Source organism: Kordiimonas sediminis (assembly GCF_014656395.1).
Lineage (GTDB): Bacteria > Pseudomonadota > Alphaproteobacteria > Sphingomonadales > Kordiimonadaceae > Kordiimonas_A > Kordiimonas_A sediminis.
Genome location: NZ_BNCI01000001.1, coordinates 1,467,840 through 1,484,891 on the forward strand (window position 1 = coordinate 1,467,840; position 17,052 = coordinate 1,484,891).

Annotated in this window: 16 protein-coding genes; 9 read left to right on the top strand and 7 right to left on the bottom strand. The window is 49.7% G+C overall.

Annotated elements, in window-relative coordinates:
- Window positions 1–3 precede the first annotated feature (3 nt).
- Complete coding sequence (locus IE181_RS06480; RefSeq protein ID WP_191251016.1) at window positions 4–1,104, top strand: phosphatase PAP2 family protein; 1,101 nt, start codon at window positions 4–6, stop codon at window positions 1,102–1,104.
- 319 nt (window positions 1,105–1,423) lie between these two features.
- On the top strand, window positions 1,424–2,266 hold the full coding sequence (locus IE181_RS06485; RefSeq protein ID WP_191251017.1) for a phosphatase PAP2 family protein: 843 nt from the start codon (window positions 1,424–1,426) through the stop codon (window positions 2,264–2,266).
- On the opposite strand, the gene IE181_RS06490 is transcribed toward IE181_RS06485, so the two are convergent.
- On the bottom strand, window positions 2,244–2,972 hold the full coding sequence (locus IE181_RS06490) for a 2OG-Fe(II) oxygenase (protein WP_191251018.1): 729 nt from the start codon (window positions 2,970–2,972) through the stop codon (window positions 2,244–2,246). The genes IE181_RS06485 and IE181_RS06490 overlap by 23 nt on opposite strands.
- A gap of 419 nt (window positions 2,973–3,391) precedes the next feature.
- Between IE181_RS06490 and mdh the strand changes: the two genes are divergently transcribed.
- From mdh to lpdA, 6 genes are all read left to right on the top strand, one after another.
- Window positions 3,392–4,354, top strand: a complete 963-nt coding sequence (gene mdh / locus IE181_RS06495) for a malate dehydrogenase (RefSeq protein WP_191251019.1) — start codon at window positions 3,392–3,394, stop codon at window positions 4,352–4,354.
- 56 nt (window positions 4,355–4,410) lie between these two features.
- On the top strand, window positions 4,411–5,580 hold the full coding sequence (gene sucC / locus IE181_RS06500) for an ADP-forming succinate--CoA ligase subunit beta (RefSeq protein ID WP_191251020.1): 1,170 nt from the start codon (window positions 4,411–4,413) through the stop codon (window positions 5,578–5,580).
- The gene (gene sucD / locus IE181_RS06505; protein WP_191251021.1) at window positions 5,580–6,455 is read left to right on the top strand and encodes a succinate--CoA ligase subunit alpha; all 876 of its coding nucleotides are present in this window, start codon (window positions 5,580–5,582) and stop codon (window positions 6,453–6,455) included. The genes sucC and sucD overlap by 1 nt, the downstream gene beginning before the upstream one ends.
- Before the next feature lie 61 nt (window positions 6,456–6,516).
- Window positions 6,517–9,432, top strand: coding sequence for a 2-oxoglutarate dehydrogenase E1 component (locus IE181_RS06510; RefSeq protein WP_229819191.1), 2,916 nt, complete (start codon window positions 6,517–6,519; stop codon window positions 9,430–9,432).
- A gap of 11 nt (window positions 9,433–9,443) precedes the next feature.
- Window positions 9,444–10,691: a 2-oxoglutarate dehydrogenase complex dihydrolipoyllysine-residue succinyltransferase gene (odhB, locus tag IE181_RS06515; RefSeq protein ID WP_191251025.1), complete on the top strand. Its 1,248-nt coding sequence runs from the start codon at window positions 9,444–9,446 to the stop codon at window positions 10,689–10,691.
- 11 nt (window positions 10,692–10,702) lie between these two features.
- On the top strand, window positions 10,703–12,106 hold the full coding sequence (lpdA, locus tag IE181_RS06520) for a dihydrolipoyl dehydrogenase (RefSeq protein WP_191251027.1): 1,404 nt from the start codon (window positions 10,703–10,705) through the stop codon (window positions 12,104–12,106).
- Window positions 12,107–12,257: 151 nt separating this feature from the next.
- On the opposite strand, the gene IE181_RS06525 is transcribed toward lpdA, so the two are convergent.
- The 5 genes from IE181_RS06525 to IE181_RS06545 form a co-directional block, all read right to left on the bottom strand.
- Window positions 12,258–12,764: a methylated-DNA--[protein]-cysteine S-methyltransferase gene (locus tag IE181_RS06525; RefSeq protein ID WP_191251028.1), complete on the bottom strand. Its 507-nt coding sequence runs from the start codon at window positions 12,762–12,764 to the stop codon at window positions 12,258–12,260.
- Window positions 12,751–13,311, bottom strand: coding sequence for a bifunctional transcriptional activator/DNA repair enzyme AdaA (locus tag IE181_RS06530; RefSeq protein WP_191251029.1), 561 nt, complete (start codon window positions 13,309–13,311; stop codon window positions 12,751–12,753). The genes IE181_RS06525 and IE181_RS06530 overlap by 14 nt, the downstream gene beginning before the upstream one ends.
- Before the next feature lie 64 nt (window positions 13,312–13,375).
- Entirely contained in the window at window positions 13,376–13,678 is a 303-nt protein-coding gene (locus IE181_RS06535) for a hypothetical protein (protein ID WP_191251030.1), read from the bottom strand.
- 4 nt (window positions 13,679–13,682) lie between these two features.
- Window positions 13,683–14,690, bottom strand: coding sequence for a tyrosine recombinase XerC (locus IE181_RS06540; RefSeq protein WP_191251031.1), 1,008 nt, complete (start codon window positions 14,688–14,690; stop codon window positions 13,683–13,685).
- Entirely contained in the window at window positions 14,690–15,364 is a 675-nt protein-coding gene (locus tag IE181_RS06545; RefSeq protein ID WP_191251032.1) for a COQ9 family protein, read from the bottom strand. The genes IE181_RS06540 and IE181_RS06545 overlap by 1 nt, the downstream gene beginning before the upstream one ends.
- Before the next feature lie 343 nt (window positions 15,365–15,707).
- Between IE181_RS06545 and rpsU the strand changes: the two genes are divergently transcribed.
- Window positions 15,708–15,926, top strand: coding sequence for a 30S ribosomal protein S21 (rpsU, locus tag IE181_RS06550; protein WP_191251033.1), 219 nt, complete (start codon window positions 15,708–15,710; stop codon window positions 15,924–15,926).
- 151 nt (window positions 15,927–16,077) lie between these two features.
- On the opposite strand, the gene IE181_RS06555 is transcribed toward rpsU, so the two are convergent.
- Window positions 16,078–16,938: a DUF2189 domain-containing protein gene (locus IE181_RS06555; protein WP_191251035.1), complete on the bottom strand. Its 861-nt coding sequence runs from the start codon at window positions 16,936–16,938 to the stop codon at window positions 16,078–16,080.
- Window positions 16,939–17,052 lie beyond the last annotated feature (114 nt).

Here is a 17,052-nt window from a genome sequence, read left to right on the forward strand (position 1 = left end):
GGCATGGATACCACTAGTGCTTTACAAAGACCGTCGTTTCGTACGGGTCTTTTGAATGTTTTAAAGCGAGACCGCTATATCTACGCGGTCATATTCCTGTTGTTTGTTGCGACCAGTGCAGTTGGCTACCTATACGGTTTAGAAAACCGGGTGAAATTCTTTGTGTATGCAAAGCTTTTTGCCGGGGCGAGCGTTCTGACCTTTATCGTGATTTTTATTGGCTACTTTTTCGTCCTGGCGAAAAATCAAGTTCCCCGACCTACCCTGACCATTTTGCGCAAGGGACGAGACGTTCTGACGAATTGGCCTGAGGTTATCGGGCTGCTTTTAATGATGAGCGCTCTGACCGTTTTTATGTCCAGTTTTACATCACTGAAGGTGATGATTCCGCTTATAAACCCATATGAGTATGATGTTGCTTTTGCCGATATTGACAGGTTCCTGCATTTTGGGATCGACCCCTGGAAAATCACGCACGCTGTTTTCAACACGCCTTTTCTGACCGGGGTTGTGAACTTCTTCTATAATCTTTGGTTTTTCCTGTTTTGGACAGTTTGGGTTTATTTTCTAGTGCGCCTGAAACCTGAACATGATCGCCAGCAATATCTGATCAGCTTTATTTTAAGCTGGATGATCATTGGCGGTGTTTTTGCGATTTTTCTGTCATCTGCGGGGCCATGCTATTATGCGCACCTGATTGATACCCCAGACCCGTTTGCAGCCCTGATGGACAGGCTGTATGAACAGCGGTTGTGGATCGAGACAAATGACTCTTATCCGCCGCTCTGGGCGCTGGATACCCAAAATATGCTGTGGGATAATTACATGGCCGAGGAAACTGCGGTCGGCAGCGGTATTTCCGCTATGCCCAGTATGCATTTGTCTGTAGCAACAATGATGGCGCTTGGGATGTACCGGATCAGCCGTTTTTGGGGGTATGTGTTCTGGGTGTATGTGGCGATGATACAGATTGGGTCTGTGCATCTTGCCTGGCATTATGCGATTGATGGCTATGTCAGTATTATACTCACTATTATTATATGGAAAATCGTCGGCCGGTTCACGAAACCCGGACAGGGTAAAGTAATAGCGAAAGCCCAATGACAGGGACATTAACCTCTCCTTTGGTACTAGCATTCAAGATAAGGCACGGGAGGTGTTTCAGGGTAGATGGATTATGAAGCAGTTTTTAGCACAGACAAATAATTTGATTTATAGGGACCGATACCTCTACTTGATCGTAGCATTGTTATGTGTTGCGTCGTTTACCATTAATGAGTTTCTGGAAACCGGCGCCAGAATAAACTATTTATTATATTTCTCGACTATTGCCCGAGCGACATTCATTTTGTTTTCTTTTCTTTTGGCGGGTTTTCTGACCCGACTCTTGCTTTCTAGGCACCCCAGCCCTGTGTCGGGTCTGGTGGCCAAAATAAAAGATATTCTGAACAGGCCTGCAGAGATTGCGTCGTTTTTGTTGCTCACACTTGCTATCATTATTTTTAAATCTGCCTTCACTGCGCAAAAAGCCATGATACCAGCCTTACTGCCGTTTTCGCAGGATCGGCAATATGCTCTTTGGGATCAATGGTTGCATTTTGGTTACGCGCCGTGGGAAATAACACATGGCCTTTTTGATCATCCACTGATGACACTTTTTATCAGTCACTCTTACAGTATCTGGTTTATACTTTACTGGGTGATTTTGATGTATTTTACCGTGATCAAAGGCAATGAAAAATTGCGGAAGCAGTATCTGGTAAGCTTTTTTCTGTGCTGGGCCGTTGTCGGGAATATTTTTGCGACATTGATGTCATCCGGCGGGCCTTGCTTCTACAAATATCTTGTGCCGGGCGAAGATGTCTATTCTGGTTTGTTTGCTAGATTACATGAGCAAAATAATTGGATTATTACCAATATCGGGGGCGCAGAGATTTGGGCGCTTAAGCTGCAGGAAATGCTGTGGGACTTCTATACTGAAGATGTAACAGGTCTCGGAAGCGGGATTTCCGCTATGCCCAGTATGCATGTTTCTGTTGCCGTGCTTATGGCGCTGGGAACTGGCGCATTAAATAAATATCTGGGATATGTTTTTTGGCTTTATGCCGTAATAATTCAAATTGGTTCCGTCCATCTTGGATGGCACTATGCTGTTGATGGCTACATTGGTGGTATACTGACTTTTATTATCTGGAAAATGGTTGGAATGATCATTGCAACGTCTACAGATGACAGTGCCGTGATTAGGTCGCCTCAGCTCGATTAAGCCAGCCAAGATAACTGAGGCGCTGGGTACCTGCAAAGGGCGCAACATAGGTAACTGCATGTGGTTGCGGCGTCAGGAAAATATTGAGTGTGTTATAGGCCGGGGCGAAACCTTCCGTGATATTGCCTGTATCGTGATCGTAAAATACCAGGTTGCCGCCCCAGTCAGCCTTCCAGCCACGTGTCATAGATAGCACATAGGCTGCAACTCTATTGTAGGTGTCATGCTTGTCATCATGGTTTGTCAGGAAATGGCCCGGCACATATTTGCTGGCAAAACTGTCGGCATAGGCAATGTCGGCAGCGCCGCAAAGTATTCGCATAAAGTCTAGAAATTCTTGGCTGTTAACAAACGCATGCATCACATGGATGGGATGCCCGGCGTTTTCGCCAGACCGTACCGCATTAGAGATATAATACTGCTGAAAAAAATACTGAAACCCGTCGCGGGCGCCATTGTTTAGGTTTTTCATCAAGATCGCCCGTTCTGGCGCAGACATTTGGGCAAGTTCTGACTGCGGCACTTCAAAATGCAGATCACCTTCATTGTAGGTGCTGTACCAGATTTGGTTTCCTGTCAGAAGTCTTTCCAGGTGAGAGGCCGATTCTGCGGTCAGAAAATTCGCAACCTGTAGCCGGGTTTTTTCTTGGAGACTTCTGCCAAGTATCGCAGGATCTAGCGCAGGATTTATCCGCAGGTCGATCATTTCATATCCTCTTTCACGACGTTAGTTTTTTACCCTAACCATGCAGTACCAGTAAACGCAAGTGTGAAGGCAGGTGGCTTGAGACTCAGGAGAAACAGGGCAATAATCTGTTTGATCCATGCGCTGGAAGAATAATAAAAGTTCCCTTTTAGGGGTAAATTGCGATATTTTATGCGTTTGACGCATGGCTCCTATGCGGTTGGCGAATAGAAGGATGGGCGATTCATAGTGAAAATGCTAAAAATCTTGATTAGGTAACTTTTCCTAAAGATTTAGTGTGAATTGTAACGCTAAGTATCTTGCCTCAGCGGCCCAAACCATATAGGACACTTAGTGTAAATCATATTGGTATAGAGATTGTCCTCAGGAATAACCGCACCACCAGCGGTTCACATAAATTAATATGCTGGAGTATTTTCATGGCACGTAATAAAATTGCACTAATTGGCGGCGGCCAAATTGGCGGTACACTCGCGCACCTAGCTGCTCTTAAAGAAATGGGTGATGTCGTTATTTTCGATATCGTAGAAGGCCTGCCACAGGGTAAGGCACTTGATCTGGCACAAAGTGGCCCGGTCGAAGGCTATAATTCCCGCCTGAAAGGCGCAAACGACTATGCAGACATCGAGGGTGCAGATGTTGTGATCGTAACTGCTGGCGTACCGCGTAAGCCTGGCATGAGCCGCGATGACCTGCTGGGCATTAACCTGAAGGTTATGAAGTCTGTTGGTGAAGGCATCAAGAAATACGCTCCGAACGCTTTTGTGATTTGTATCACAAACCCGCTTGATGCGATGGTTTGGGCGCTGCAGCAGTTTTCTGGTCTGCCGGCGAACATGGTTTGTGGTATGGCTGGTGTTCTGGATAGCAGCCGTTTCAGCACTTTCCTTGCCGAAGAATTTAATGTTTCTGTAGAAGATGTAACGACATTCGTTTTGGGTGGTCACGGTGATACCATGGTGCCGCTGGTTCGTTACTCCACAGTAGCAGGTATTCCGGTGCCTGATCTGATCAAGATGGGCTGGTCTACAGAAGAAAAAATTGCTGAAATCGTTCAGCGTACCCGCGATGGCGGTGCAGAGATCGTTGGTCTTCTGAAAACCGGTTCTGCCTTCTATGCGCCTGCTACAAGTGCTATTGAAATGGCAGAGAGCTATCTGAAAGACAAAAAGCGACTGCTGCCGTGTGCGGCATACCTGAACGGCGAATATGGCCTGGATAACATGTATGTTGGTGTTCCAACTATCATCGGTGCAGGCGGTATTGAAAAGATCGTTGAAATTGATCTTCAAGGTGAAGAAAAGTCAGGCTTTGATCATTCGGTTGATGCAGTGAAAGGCCTGATGGACGCTTGTAAGAATATTGATGGTTCTCTGGCTTAGGTCAGGGAACTTTCTTTTTAAACCACCAGTGTTTAACCTGGGAACGAGGGATCCCGATGAATATACATGAATATCAGGCCAAAGGCCTACTGAAACAATATGGCGCGCCCGTCCTTGACGGTGGTGTTGCCTATACAGCGGCAGAGGCCGTTGATGCAGCAAAGACCCTTGGTGGCCCGGTTTGGGTTGTCAAGGCACAGATCCATGCAGGCGGTCGCGGTAAAGCGGGCGGCGTAAAGGTTGTCAAGTCTCTGGATGATGTGGAAGCAACTGCAAAAGAACTGATCGGCAAGATTCTGGTAACACACCAGACAGGTCCAGAAGGTAAAGAAGTCAAGCGCGTTTATGTTGAAGACGGATGTGCGATCAAAGACGAATTTTACTTCTCTCTGTTGGTTGACCGTGCTTCAAGCCGTGTTGCAATCATTGCCTCTACTGAAGGCGGTATGGACATTGAAGAAGTTGCTGCGGAAACGCCTGAAAAGATCGTTACAATTGCGATTGATCCGGCAACTGGTCTGCAGCCATTCCATTGCCGCCGCGTAGCGTTCGGCCTTGGTCTTGCCGGTGCAGCAGCAAAAGAGTGTCAGAAGGTTGTGGCGTCTCTATACAAAGCATTCATGGACAAGGACGCATCGCTTCTTGAAGTGAACCCGCTGGTTCTGACAGAAGACGACAAGATGGTCGTTCTTGATGCCAAAATGTCCTTCGATGGTAATGCTCTGTTCCGTCACAGTGACGTTCGCGAACTGCGTGACGAATCTGAAGAAGATCCAAAAGAGATCGAAGCATCCAAGTATGACCTGAACTACATCAGCCTTGATGGTAGCATCGGTTGTATGGTGAACGGTGCTGGTCTTGCGATGGCTACAATGGACATCATCAAGCTTAAAGGCGGCGAGCCTGCAAACTTCCTGGATGTTGGTGGCGGAGCGACCAAAGAGCGCGTTACCGAAGCATTCAAGATCATCCTGAGCGATGATAATGTTGAAGGTATTCTGGTTAACATCTTTGGTGGTATCATGCGCTGTGACGTTATTGCGGAAGGCGTTGTTGCTGCAGCTCGTGAAGTTGCGCTGAGCGTGCCGCTGGTTGTGCGTCTTGAAGGTACAAATGTTGATCTGGGTAAACAGATTATGGCGGACAGTGGCCTGCCAATCATTGCAGCGGACGATCTGAATGACGCTGCCGAGAAGGTTGTGAAAGCCGTGAAGGAGGCCGCGTAATGTCAGTTCTCGTTGGTAAAAATACTAAAGTCATCTGTCAGGGCTTCACTGGTGCCCAGGGGACTTTCCACTCAGAACAAGCAATCGCATACGGCACAAACATGGTTGGTGGCGTAACGCCGGGTAAAGGCGGTGCGAAGCATCTTGATCTGCCGATTTTCGATACAGTTGCCGATGCGCGTGAAGCAACAGACTGTAATGCGTCTGTGATTTATGTGCCGCCTCCATTCGCGGCGGACGCAATCCTCGAAGCAATTGATGCTGAAATCGAGCTGGTTGTTTGTATTACAGAAGGTATCCCGGTTCTGGACATGGTGCGCGTCAAGCGTGCGCTGCAGAACTCTGGTACACGCCTGATCGGCCCTAACTGTCCTGGTGTTATTACGCCTGGCGAATGTAAGATTGGTATTATGCCTGGTCACATTCACAAGCCTGGTAAAGTGGGTATCGTATCCCGCTCTGGTACACTGACGTATGAAGCAGTAGCACAGACTACCGCTGCCGGCCTTGGCCAAAGTACGTGTATCGGTATCGGTGGTGACCCTGTAAACGGTACTAACTTCATCGACTGTCTGGACATGTTCCTGGGCGATGATGATACAGACAGCATCATCATGATCGGTGAAATTGGTGGTTCTGCCGAAGAAGAAGCTGCAGAGTTTCTGAAGCAAAGCAAAGTCAAGAAGCCGGTTGCAGGCTTTATTGCTGGGCGTACTGCACCTCCTGGCCGTACAATGGGTCATGCCGGTGCGATCGTATCTGGTGGTAAAGGTGGCGCCGAGGATAAAATCGAAGCCATGCGTAGTGCTGGAATCGTAGTTTCTGACAGCCCTGCTGCTCTGGGAACCACGCTTCTTGAGGCGATGAAAGCCTAAGTAAAGTTAAGAGGGGCGCAGCTGCCAACAATGGCTGCGCCGTTTGCCCATGGGAGCAGATATGGACCGCTTTGAAGCCTTGGAGGGTGTAAGCCCTGCCTTCGTTGAAACACTTTATGAAAATTACTGTGCTGACCCGTCGTCTGTTGATGCAGGTTGGCGTGATTATTTTGCCGGCCTCGAAGGGGGTGTCGCGGCAAACGCAGTATCGGGTCCAAGCTGGGCTCGTTCTGATTGGCCGCTCCGGCCCGATGATGACCGCACGACTGGTCTTGACGGGTCTGACATGTTCATCGAAGACAAGGAAAAACCATCTTCAGGTAAAGGCGCATTAGCCGTTGAAGATGTTCGCGCTGCGACAATCGACAGTATTCGTGCCCTGATGATGGTCCGTACGTACCGCGTGCGGGGTCATTTGATGGCCAACCTAGACCCACTCGGACTTGAAGACCGCCCACAGCACCCGGAGCTGGAGCCTGGAACATACGGCTTTAGCGCAGGGGATCTGGATCGTCCGATCTTTCTTGATGGTGTTCTGGGGCTGGATGTTGCTACGGTTCGTGAAATTCTTGCGATTTTGAAACGGACATACTGTTCCAACCTTGGCGTTGAATTTATGCACATCAATGATCCAGAGGAGAAATCCTGGATCCAGCGTAAAATCGAAGGCCGCGATAAGGAAATCCAGTTTACCGACAAGGGTAAGCTGGCAATTTTGAACAAGCTGGTAGAAGCCGAGCAGTTTGAAAAATTCCTTGGTAGAAAATATACAGGCACCAAGCGTTTTGGCCTTGATGGCGGCGAAAGCATGGTCCCTGCACTTGAAGCAATTATGAAGACCGGCGGTCAGTTCGGTCTGGAAGAAATTGTCATTGGTATGCCGCACCGCGGACGTTTGAACGTTCTTGCGAATGTGATGCAGAAGCCGTACCGCGCGATCTTTAACGAGTTCCATGGCGGTTCGTTTAAGCCTGATGACGTTCAGGGTTCCGGTGATGTGAAATACCACCTTGGTACCAGTTCTGATCGTGATTTTGACGGCAATAAAATTCACTTGTCCCTGACGGCTAACCCGTCTCACCTGGAAGCTGTGAACCCGGTTGTGATCGGTAAAGTTCGTGCCAAACAGGCCCAGCGTGAGGACAAAGACCGGACAAAGGTTCTGTCATTGTTGCTGCACGGTGATGCCGCCTTTGCAGGGCAGGGCATCATTGCAGAATGTTTCGCCATGTCCGGCCTGAACGGCTACAACACTGGCGGGACTATTCATTTTATCGTCAATAACCAGATTGGCTTCACGACCAGTCCACAGTTCTCCCGGTCAAGCCCGTACCCAAGCGATGTCGCGAAGATGGTACAGGCCCCGATATTCCATGTGAATGGAGATGATCCGGAAGCTGTTGTTTATGCTACCAAGCTTGCGACTGAATTCCGTCAGGAGTTCAAGCGTGATGTCGTGATCGACATGATTTGTTACCGCCGCTTTGGTCATAACGAATCTGACGAACCATCTTTCACACAGCCAATTATGTATGCGGCGATCAAGAAGCATCCATTCGTTACCAAGCTGTATAGTGACCGTTTGAAATCAGAAGGCATTCTGACAGATGCGATGGTTGCCCAGATGGAGCAGGACTTTACATCGTACCTTGATGGTGAGTTTGAGGCAGCACGTGACTATAAGGTCAATGAAGCAGACTGGTTTGCGGGTAAATGGCAGGGTATGGGCCTTGCTAGCAGTGACCCGGAAGCACGGCGTGCGGAAACCGGCGTTGCGGAAATTGCCCTGCGTGAAGTCGGGCAGGCACTGACGGCGATCCCGGAGAACTTTAATGTTCACCGGACACTGAAACGTGTGCTGGACCAGAAAGACAAGATGTTCGAAACCAACAAAGGCATCGACTGGGCGACAGCCGAAGCCCTTGCCTTTGGTACGCTGCTGCGCGAAGGCTACGGTGTCCGCTTGTCCGGTCAGGATTGTGGCCGTGGTACATTCAGCCAGCGTCATGCGGTTTTCGTTGATCAGAAAACGGAAGAGCGTTTTATCCCATTGCAGCATGTGAACGACGAAGCACATTTTGAAGTTCTGGATAGTCCGCTAAGTGAGTACGGCGTCCTGGGCTTTGAGTATGGCTATACGCTTGCAGAACCTAAAACACTGACATTGTGGGAAGCTCAGTTCGGTGACTTTGCCAACGGTGCCCAGATCATGATTGATCAGTTTATCTGTTCTGCCGAAGCAAAATGGCTGCGGATGTCTGGTCTAGTGATGCTGTTGCCACATGGCTATGAGGGCCAGGGGCCTGAGCATTCAAGCGCACGTCTTGAACGGTATTTGCAGTTAAGCGCGGAAGATAACTGGCAGGTTGCCAATTGTACCACGCCTGCAAACTACTATCATATTTTGCGCCGTCAGATGCACCGGAAGTTCCGCAAACCACTGATCCTTATGACGCCAAAGTCATTGCTGCGTCACAAGAAATGTACATCAGGCCTTGAAGAGTTCGGTCCAGGATCACAGTTCCACCGCGTTCTTTGGGATGATGCTGAAAAAGGTGGCGGTTCTGATCTGGTTCTGGCCAAAGATAGCGATATCAAGCGCGTTATTGTTTGTTCTGGTAAAGTCTATTTCGACATTCTGGAAGAGCGTGACCGTCTACGCCAGTCAGATACCTACATCCTGCGGATTGAGCAGTTGTTCCCATTCCCGGAGGCAGCGTTTGCCAAGGAAATGTCCCGATTTACAGGTGTTGAAACTGTTGTCTGGTGTCAGGAAGAACCACGCAATCAGGGGTCATGGCATTATATCAATGAATTGATCGAAGACGTTCTTGTCGACTTGAACCTGAAGGCAAATCGTCCCGTTTACGCTGGTCGCAAAGCGAGCGCATCAACGGCTACTGGTCTGGCATCCAAGCATGCAACTGAACAGGCAGCCCTGATCAACGACGCATTAACTATTGAAAGTAAAAGGTAGGAGCACATCACGTGGCTATCGAAGAAATTGTTATCCCACAGCTTGGGGAATCTATCACAGAAGGCTCTATTGGCTCCTGGTTGAAGAATGTTGGTGACGCTGTTGCCGCTGATGAACCGATTGTTGAAGTAGAGACTGACAAGGTGGCTATGGAAGTTCCTAGCCCAGTCGCTGGTGTTTTGGTTGAACAAGTTGTTGCAGAGGGCGACACCGTTGAAATCGGTGCGTTGATTGCAAAAGTTGACACCGAAGGCAAAGCTGCTGCGGCACCTGCGGCTGCTGCACCGGCCGCGGCCCCTGCAGCATCTGCACCGGCACCAGCGCCGGCTGCTGCACCTGCCGCTGCGCCAGCACCGTTCGCGAGCGCGTCATCATCGAATTTGATGCCGATGTCTCCGGCAGTTCGTCGCCTTGTTGAAGATTACAATCTTGATCCTGCGTCTATCACAGGCACGGGCAAAGATGGTCGCCTGACGAAAGGCGATGTCCTGAAAGCGATTGAATCGGGTACAGCGCGTACATTGTCTGCAACTGCAACCGTTGTGGCGGCTGATACCGGACCACGTGAAGAGCGCGTTAAAATGACTCGCCTGCGCAAGGTTATTGCGACACGGCTCAAGGAAGCACAAAATACTGCAGCGATGCTGACAACCTACAACGAGGTTGATATGACCGCCGTTATGGAAGCTCGTGCAAAGTACAAAGATCTGTTCGCGAAAAAGCATAACATCAAACTTGGCTTCATGAGCTTCTTCACGCAGGCATGTTGTCTGGCGCTGAAAGAAATTCCTGCGGTTAATGCGTTCATCGACGGTGATGAAATCGTTTATCACAACTATGCAAACGTTGGTGTTGCAGTATCCAGCCCGAATGGTCTTGTTGTTCCCGTTCTGAAGGATGCGCAGGACATGTCCTTTGCAGAGACTGAGCTGGCGATTGCGAACTACGGCAGAAAAGCCCGCGACGGCAAGCTGACAATGGATGATATGACGGGTGGTACGTTCACTATCTCCAACGGTGGTATCTTTGGCTCCCTGATGTCCAGCCCGATCCTGAATGCACCGCAGTCTGCTATCCTTGGCATGCACAAGATCCAGGATCGTCCGATGGCGATTGGCGGCAATGTCGTCATCCGTCCTATGATGTATCTGGCACTGTCGTATGATCACCGCATCATTGATGGCCGCGAAGCTGTAACATTCCTTGTACGTGTTAAAGAGGCTCTTGAAGACCCAACACGTCTACTTCTGGATATGTAAGGGAACTGACAATGAGTGAATATGATCTGGTAGTTATCGGTTCTGGCCCTGGTGGTTATGTCGCGGCTATTCGTGCAGCACAGCTTGGTCTTAAAACAGCGTGCGTTGAAAAACGCGATACCCTTGGTGGTACCTGTTTGAATGTTGGCTGTATGCCGTCCAAGGCTCTGTTGCATAGCTCGCACATGTATGAAGAAGCCAAGCATGAATTTGAAAAAGTTGGCATCAAGGTAAAGGGCCTTGAAGTTGACCTCAAAAAGATGATGGCAACCAAGGACGAGACTGTGTCTGGTCTGACCGGTGGCATCGAATTCCTGTTTAAAAAGAATAAAGTGGATTGGCTGAAAGGATCTGCTGCATTCACAGGCAAAAATACAATCGAAATTACTGACAAGGACGGTAAAAAGTCCACAGTTACTGCGAAAAACAGCATCATCGCGACGGGTAGTGACGTTTCAAGCCTGCCCGGCGTTGAAATTGATGAGAAGAAAGTGGTGTCTTCCACTGGCGCTCTAAGCCTGCCAAAGGTCCCAAAGAAAATGGTTGTTATTGGCGGCGGCGTTATCGGTCTTGAGCTTGGCTCTGTCTGGTCGCGTCTTGGTGCCGAGGTAACTGTGATCGAGTTTATGGACCAGGTTCTGCCTGGTATGGACATGGAAGTTCGTAAAACTTTTGGCCGTGTTCTGAAGAAGCAGGGCATGACCCTGAAGCTTTCGTCCAAGGTTACCGAAGTGAAAAACACCAAGTCCGGTGTAAGCGTGACGTTTGAGCCAGTTAAAGGCGGTGATGCTACAACGCTTGATGCCGATGTGGTGCTTGTATCTGTTGGTCGCCGTCCGTACACAGATGGTCTTGGCCTTGAAATGGCGGGTGTGGAACTGGACGAACGTGGCCGTATTGCCATCGGGCATGACTTCTCTACGAACGTGCCGGGCATCTACGCAATTGGTGACGTTGTTGAGGGCCCGATGCTGGCGCATAAGGCAGAAGACGAAGGCGTTGCCTGTGCAGAGAATATCGCGGGTCTGACTGGTTATGTGAACCATGATGTTATCCCGGGCGTTGTCTACACATTCCCGGAAGTAGCTGCAGTTGGCAAAACGGAAGAAGAACTGAAAGAAGCAGGCGTTGCCTATAATGTCGGTAAATTCCCATTCACTGCGAACAGCCGTGCAAAGGCAAATTTGCAGACAGAAGGCTTTGTTAAAATTCTTGCTGACAAAGATACAGACCGCATTCTAGGCGTTCACATTATCGGTGCAGATGCCGGCAACATGATTGCTCAGGCGGCAACGGCAATGGAATTTGGTGCTAGCGCGGAAGATATCGCCCTGACATGCCATGCGCACCCAACCGAGACAGAAGCGGTGAAGGAAGCAGCTTTGGCGGTGCATGGTCGCCCCATTCACATGTAGGGATTTGCGCCTTATTGAACCATTGAAAAGGGACCTTTTGTGGTCCCTTTTTTGTTGCATGGGGCGAGGAGTGTAGTTCTAGTGCTTATGTCTCTGGGGCTAGTTCACTGAAACTTGGGGCTGATAAGGCACGGCACGGACAGCATAGCCATCAGAGAAGGGACGGTATCAGCGCTCCTTCGTGTTGCAGTAACCATTCTTTACGGTCCAGGCCGCCAGCGTACCCGGTTAGTGATCCGTCAGCACCAATGACGCGGTGACAGGGATACAGCAGGCAGATCGGATTACGCCCATTTGCACTGCCCACGGCGCGGGCACCTGTGCCGACCTTGTCGGCAAATGTTTTGTAGCTAAGTGTTTTGCCGCTTGGGATAGATTTCAATGCTTGCCATACTGTTTGCTGAAAGGGTGTTCCTCTGGGGGCTGCAGCAATATCACTAAGTGCGTCAGTCTTGCCCCCGCGGTAGGCATCAAAGGCTGCTTCTATAGTATGCGGCAAAGGTACTTCCTGTACGTCATGGTTCTGGAAATATTTGTTCAGATAGGCGCTAATTCGCTCTGTCCTGTCACTGAACTCGCATAAAACTACAAGATCTTCATGAAGTATCAGGGTCAATTCTCCACATGGGAGAGTGGTCTTGGTTTTAAGTAAGGTCATTCTGTTTTCTCCACTGGCTTGGTGAGGTGCCTGTGTGCTGTTTGAAAGCATCATTGAAACGGCGCAGGCTACGGAAACCCGCTGAATAGGCAATGTCACTGATCGGCGCCTGTGAAACGGCTAACATTTCGAGTGCCAGTTCCAGCCGGTTTTGTAGTTGCACTTCTTTGGGGGACTGTCCCAGGTGCTGCACGAACAGGCGTCTTAGGTGCCGGTCTGTTACGCCAAGCTTGTCGGCAAGGGCGGGTATGTCTTCTTCACCTGCGGCCAATAGCCTTAAGGCACGCTGGACAGTTGATTTGGTGCCTTCCCATGCCGGGCTGCCGGGTCTGCTTTCCGGGCGGCACCGTTTACAGGCACGAAAGCCTGCATCCTGTGCTTGGTCGCTTGTGTTGAAATACAGGATATTTTCAGGTTTGGGTTTGTTGGCTGGGCATACTGGTCGGCAGTAGATGCCCGTCGATGTGACGCCGAAATACACTTTGCCGTCGTAATTCTGATCCCGTGTCAAAAGGGCCGTATAGAGTATATGTGTGTCCTCTTTCATGCCTGTAGTATAGCAGGATTATAAGAGAATACGCGCCGTTTTCGGACCTTTATTAAGGACAGGCTTAGGCTGCGAATACGCTGCTGGCCAGATACAGCACAGCCGCAGCGATGGCAAAGGGCATCATGGCCGTAGGAACTTTTTGATCTTTTTTGAAGTACTGGAAGAACTGCCACGCAGTTCGTGCATTAATAATAAACATAACGACACAGCTGAAGGCGAGTCCAAGTACAAGGAGTGACCCTTTACTTTCACTGACGGCTGGCCAGAACTGTAATGTGGCAAAGCCAAGAAGCAGACCTAGCGCCGCGAGTGCAGCATACAGGGCAGCCAGCCCACCAATTCTGATTTTATCATATGATTGCATAGAGTTAAGCTCTCCTGAAGGCTTTCGAGTAAATATCCTGAATTCGTGCTGCGTCCACTTCTGTATAGACCTGAGTGCTGGCAAGGTCAGCGTGTCCCAACAGCTCCTGGATGGTACGCAGATCGCCGCCGCGCCCCAAAAGGTGGGTTGCAAAACTATGGCGCAATGCATGGGGGGTGGCACTATCTGGTAGTCCGAGTTTGCCGCGGATACGTTCCATCAATAATTGAACGGTGCGGGCGTTCATTCTGTTGCCGCGCACACCGATAAAAAGAGGTTGCCCGTGTTCCAGAACATAGGGGCATGCTTTAACGTAAGCGTCTACCGCCTGTCGGACAATAGGGAGTATGGGAACCAGTCTTTCCTTGCGCCGCTTACCAATAATGCGCATCGTATCGCCCTCTGGAATATCACCGACATTCATTCCAAGTGCTTCGCTGATACGCAGACCACAACCGTATAGAAGTGTCAGGATGGCTGCGTCCCTAAGACCGGTCCAGTCTGTGATACTGTCTGCCGTCTTTGCAGCATCCCCGGAATGCGCATCAGGCTTGCCAGCTATCTCTAGGACTTTTTGTGCATCTTTCTCTGACAAGGGGCGCGGGACTTTATGCGGTAACTTTGGGGCTTCTATTGCCGCGATGGCATCGTTGCGGATGCCTTCAGCCCGGTCCAGATACCGGAAAAGATTTCGGACACTGGATAAAGTACGGGCAACAGTTGCGTTAGAAACGCCGTCACGCCTGCGGGCAGCAAGAAAGGATCTGAAGTCACGAATGCCGAGAGACGCAAGATCCGCTATGCGAACAGTGCCCCCCAAATGACTGTGCAGGAACGCAACGAAATATCCAACATCCCGGCTGTAGTTGGAAAGGGTGTGGGGGGACACTCTTTTCTCGCTCGTTAAATAGCGGTGCCAACTGGCTAAGAGCGTTGCTAATTCAGACGTTGCACTGCCGCCCTGGTCTTCTGACAATAGGGACACAGGTGTGATATTCTTGTTTTTCGTCATTAAGGCGCTGGGTAGCGAATACGGTTTAGAAAGCGGCTGATAGAGGGCAAATCCTGACAGCTTTTACGCAGCTCAAACTTTGCTTTTTCAAACTGCATGACATTTTCTATCCGGCGATCAAGAAAGTCCCATGTTGCAGCTAGATCATCACTATCATCATCCATCCAGTAAAGCAGGGTCGTACTGTATACCGCACTTAGGGTCATACGTTTGGTATACCAATTATAATCAGTTGAAGTATCCCCTGCTGCGCGCCAGATAACATCGCAGGTTGCCCAAAGGGCTTTGGTGCCCAGCATGGCATGTTGCGGCATGGACAGGACAGCCAAACCGCGTCTGACAGCTTCCTTGTGGTTTTTTGCCTGCTCAATGCGGGTTTTAACGGCAACCGTGATCCGGTCCCGAATCTTCATGGACGGCAGATCCAATGCTGCAAGCGCGGTCGCCAAGCGCACATCTGCGTCCTGCAGATGGTACTCAAGCACCTCGATCGGTCCTTTGGGGAACGCGAGTTCCGCCATAGGGGCTGTGATGCCAACGTCGCTTGCCGCTGCTGCCATTGCCTTGGCTGACCAGCCGTCAAAGGGAACATGGTCCAGCATCGCATGCATCAGGGGCTCACGGTAATTATCAACAGGGATATCAGATGTCTCGGTATGTTTTTGTGCTGCCATTTTACTTGCTCGTACGCTGTTTGACATAGTCTATCATGACTATTTGGCCGGGTGCAATGGCTGGGGAACAGGTGCGCAATAATTCCTGCATTTTGCAAAATTCCTTCAGTTGTGGTATATAGAATTCAGTTGCCACCCATGCGTATACCTATGGCAAAAAGTATGGGCGGCAAGGGAAACTTAGCAGCATCCGCCTCTGTGTAGCAGGGGTGTCGATATGCTGTTGTCGGGAAAAGTCTTGTATGCGGGGCCTCTGTTTGCTATAGAGCCGCTTCCGGCCCGTGATGTGTGCGCCCGACTTGCCCCATCACAAATTATGCCATTAGAAAGGAGTGAGCAACCTATGCAGGTTGTCGTTCGGGATAATAACGTTGATCAAGCCCTCCGCGCACTGAAGAAAAAACTTCAGCGTGAAGGTGTTTATCGTGAAATGAAACTGCGTCGCTTTTTTGAAAAGCCATCTGAAAAGAAGGCTCGTGACCAAGCCGCAGCTGTACGCCGTGCACGTAAACTGGAGCGCAAGCGTCTAGAGCGTGATGGTGCATTTCAGAATCGTCGCTAATCGCGCGTTTTGATCGCTAAACGTTAAAACCCTCTGGAGCCTATGCTCTCGAGGGTTTTTTTATGTCTGGCTGCTAATCGCAAGAATTTGGAGGTCAGTAGTTATTTTTTGTAAGGTGCAGTACTAGCCCGCACCTGTTCACTTTACCAGATTATTTTGTATCTGTTTCCAGCGGCAGTGGCTCTGGCTGCGGCACGATTGCTCTGTAGGCATGCCAGGACGCATGGCCCACCAGCGGGAAGATAATAACCATGCCGGCAAACAGGGTCATCAGACCGAAGGCAGAGAATAGCACAATCAACCATGCCCAGATTAACATTGGATATAGATTGTCTACAAAAGCCCTTAAAGACAGCAGACACGCTGACACAAAATCAGTGTTTCGGTGATAGAGAAGCGGAATACCGATCACTGATACCGCAAACACTACAAGGGCAATCGCACCACCAATCAGAGTTCCAATAGCAAGCATCCAGGCGCCTTGTGCGCTAAACAGCAGGTTTGGTAGGAATTCTTCCAGCGGCGGAAACGCCTCCATGCCGAAGAAGATTGCATAAAGCAGGGAAGCAATACGGGCCCATGCGATATAAAATATCATGAACACAACCCCCATATAGGCCAATTGCAGCGGAGAATGTGTCCGCACAAACATCATAGAGCGGGTCGTGACTTTCTCTCCGCGTTCAACGCGGCGGCTAAGCTCGTAAAGACCAACGGCAAAAAGGGGCCCAAGCAGCATAAAGCCAGATGCCAGCACAACAATCATGCCGGTCATTTCAAGTTGCATCAGACCAAAGAAGATGAGAACAGCAAGACCACTGAAAATAGCACCGTAACCAAGGCTATGAGCGGGGTGCTTCCAGATGTCGGTCCAACCTTTTGCCAGCCATCGCCACGGGTCCTCTGCCGAGATGCTATTCAGCTTCAGATCCAGAATGCTTTCTGGTAAGGAACCAGCCTGTTTTTGGGCTTTTTTTGTTGGTTCTGCTTTTTTTGGTGTGGTTGTGGCCAATGTTTTTCTCCCCTCAACAAAACAGTCGGTTACCGTACCCTGTTATATCAGGGTGTCTGTCCTGCTATTTTGATCATAGTCAATTCTATACCAAAGCGGTAGAAAAAATTCGTG

Coding starts and splice junctions, on each gene's coding strand:
- mdh (WP_191251019.1), top strand. CDS start 3,392: ATGGCACGTAATAAAATTGCACTAATTGGCGGCGGCCAAATTGGCGGT.
- IE181_RS06490 (WP_191251018.1), bottom strand. CDS start 2,972: ATGATCGACCTGCGGATAAATCCTGCGCTAGATCCTGCGATACTTGGC.
- IE181_RS06480 (WP_191251016.1), top strand. CDS start 4: ATGGATACCACTAGTGCTTTACAAAGACCGTCGTTTCGTACGGGTCTT.
- IE181_RS06530 (WP_191251029.1), bottom strand. CDS start 13,311: ATGAAAGAGGACACACATATACTCTATACGGCCCTTTTGACACGGGAT.
- IE181_RS06545 (WP_191251032.1), bottom strand. CDS start 15,364: ATGGCAGCACAAAAACATACCGAGACATCTGATATCCCTGTTGATAAT.
- rpsU (WP_191251033.1), top strand. CDS start 15,708: ATGCAGGTTGTCGTTCGGGATAATAACGTTGATCAAGCCCTCCGCGCA.
- sucD (WP_191251021.1), top strand. CDS start 5,580: ATGTCAGTTCTCGTTGGTAAAAATACTAAAGTCATCTGTCAGGGCTTC.
- lpdA (WP_191251027.1), top strand. CDS start 10,703: ATGAGTGAATATGATCTGGTAGTTATCGGTTCTGGCCCTGGTGGTTAT.
- IE181_RS06525 (WP_191251028.1), bottom strand. CDS start 12,764: ATGACCTTACTTAAAACCAAGACCACTCTCCCATGTGGAGAATTGACC.
- IE181_RS06535 (WP_191251030.1), bottom strand. CDS start 13,678: ATGCAATCATATGATAAAATCAGAATTGGTGGGCTGGCTGCCCTGTAT.
- IE181_RS06540 (WP_191251031.1), bottom strand. CDS start 14,690: ATGACGAAAAACAAGAATATCACACCTGTGTCCCTATTGTCAGAAGAC.
- sucC (WP_191251020.1), top strand. CDS start 4,411: ATGAATATACATGAATATCAGGCCAAAGGCCTACTGAAACAATATGGC.
- IE181_RS06510 (WP_229819191.1), top strand. CDS start 6,517: ATGGACCGCTTTGAAGCCTTGGAGGGTGTAAGCCCTGCCTTCGTTGAA.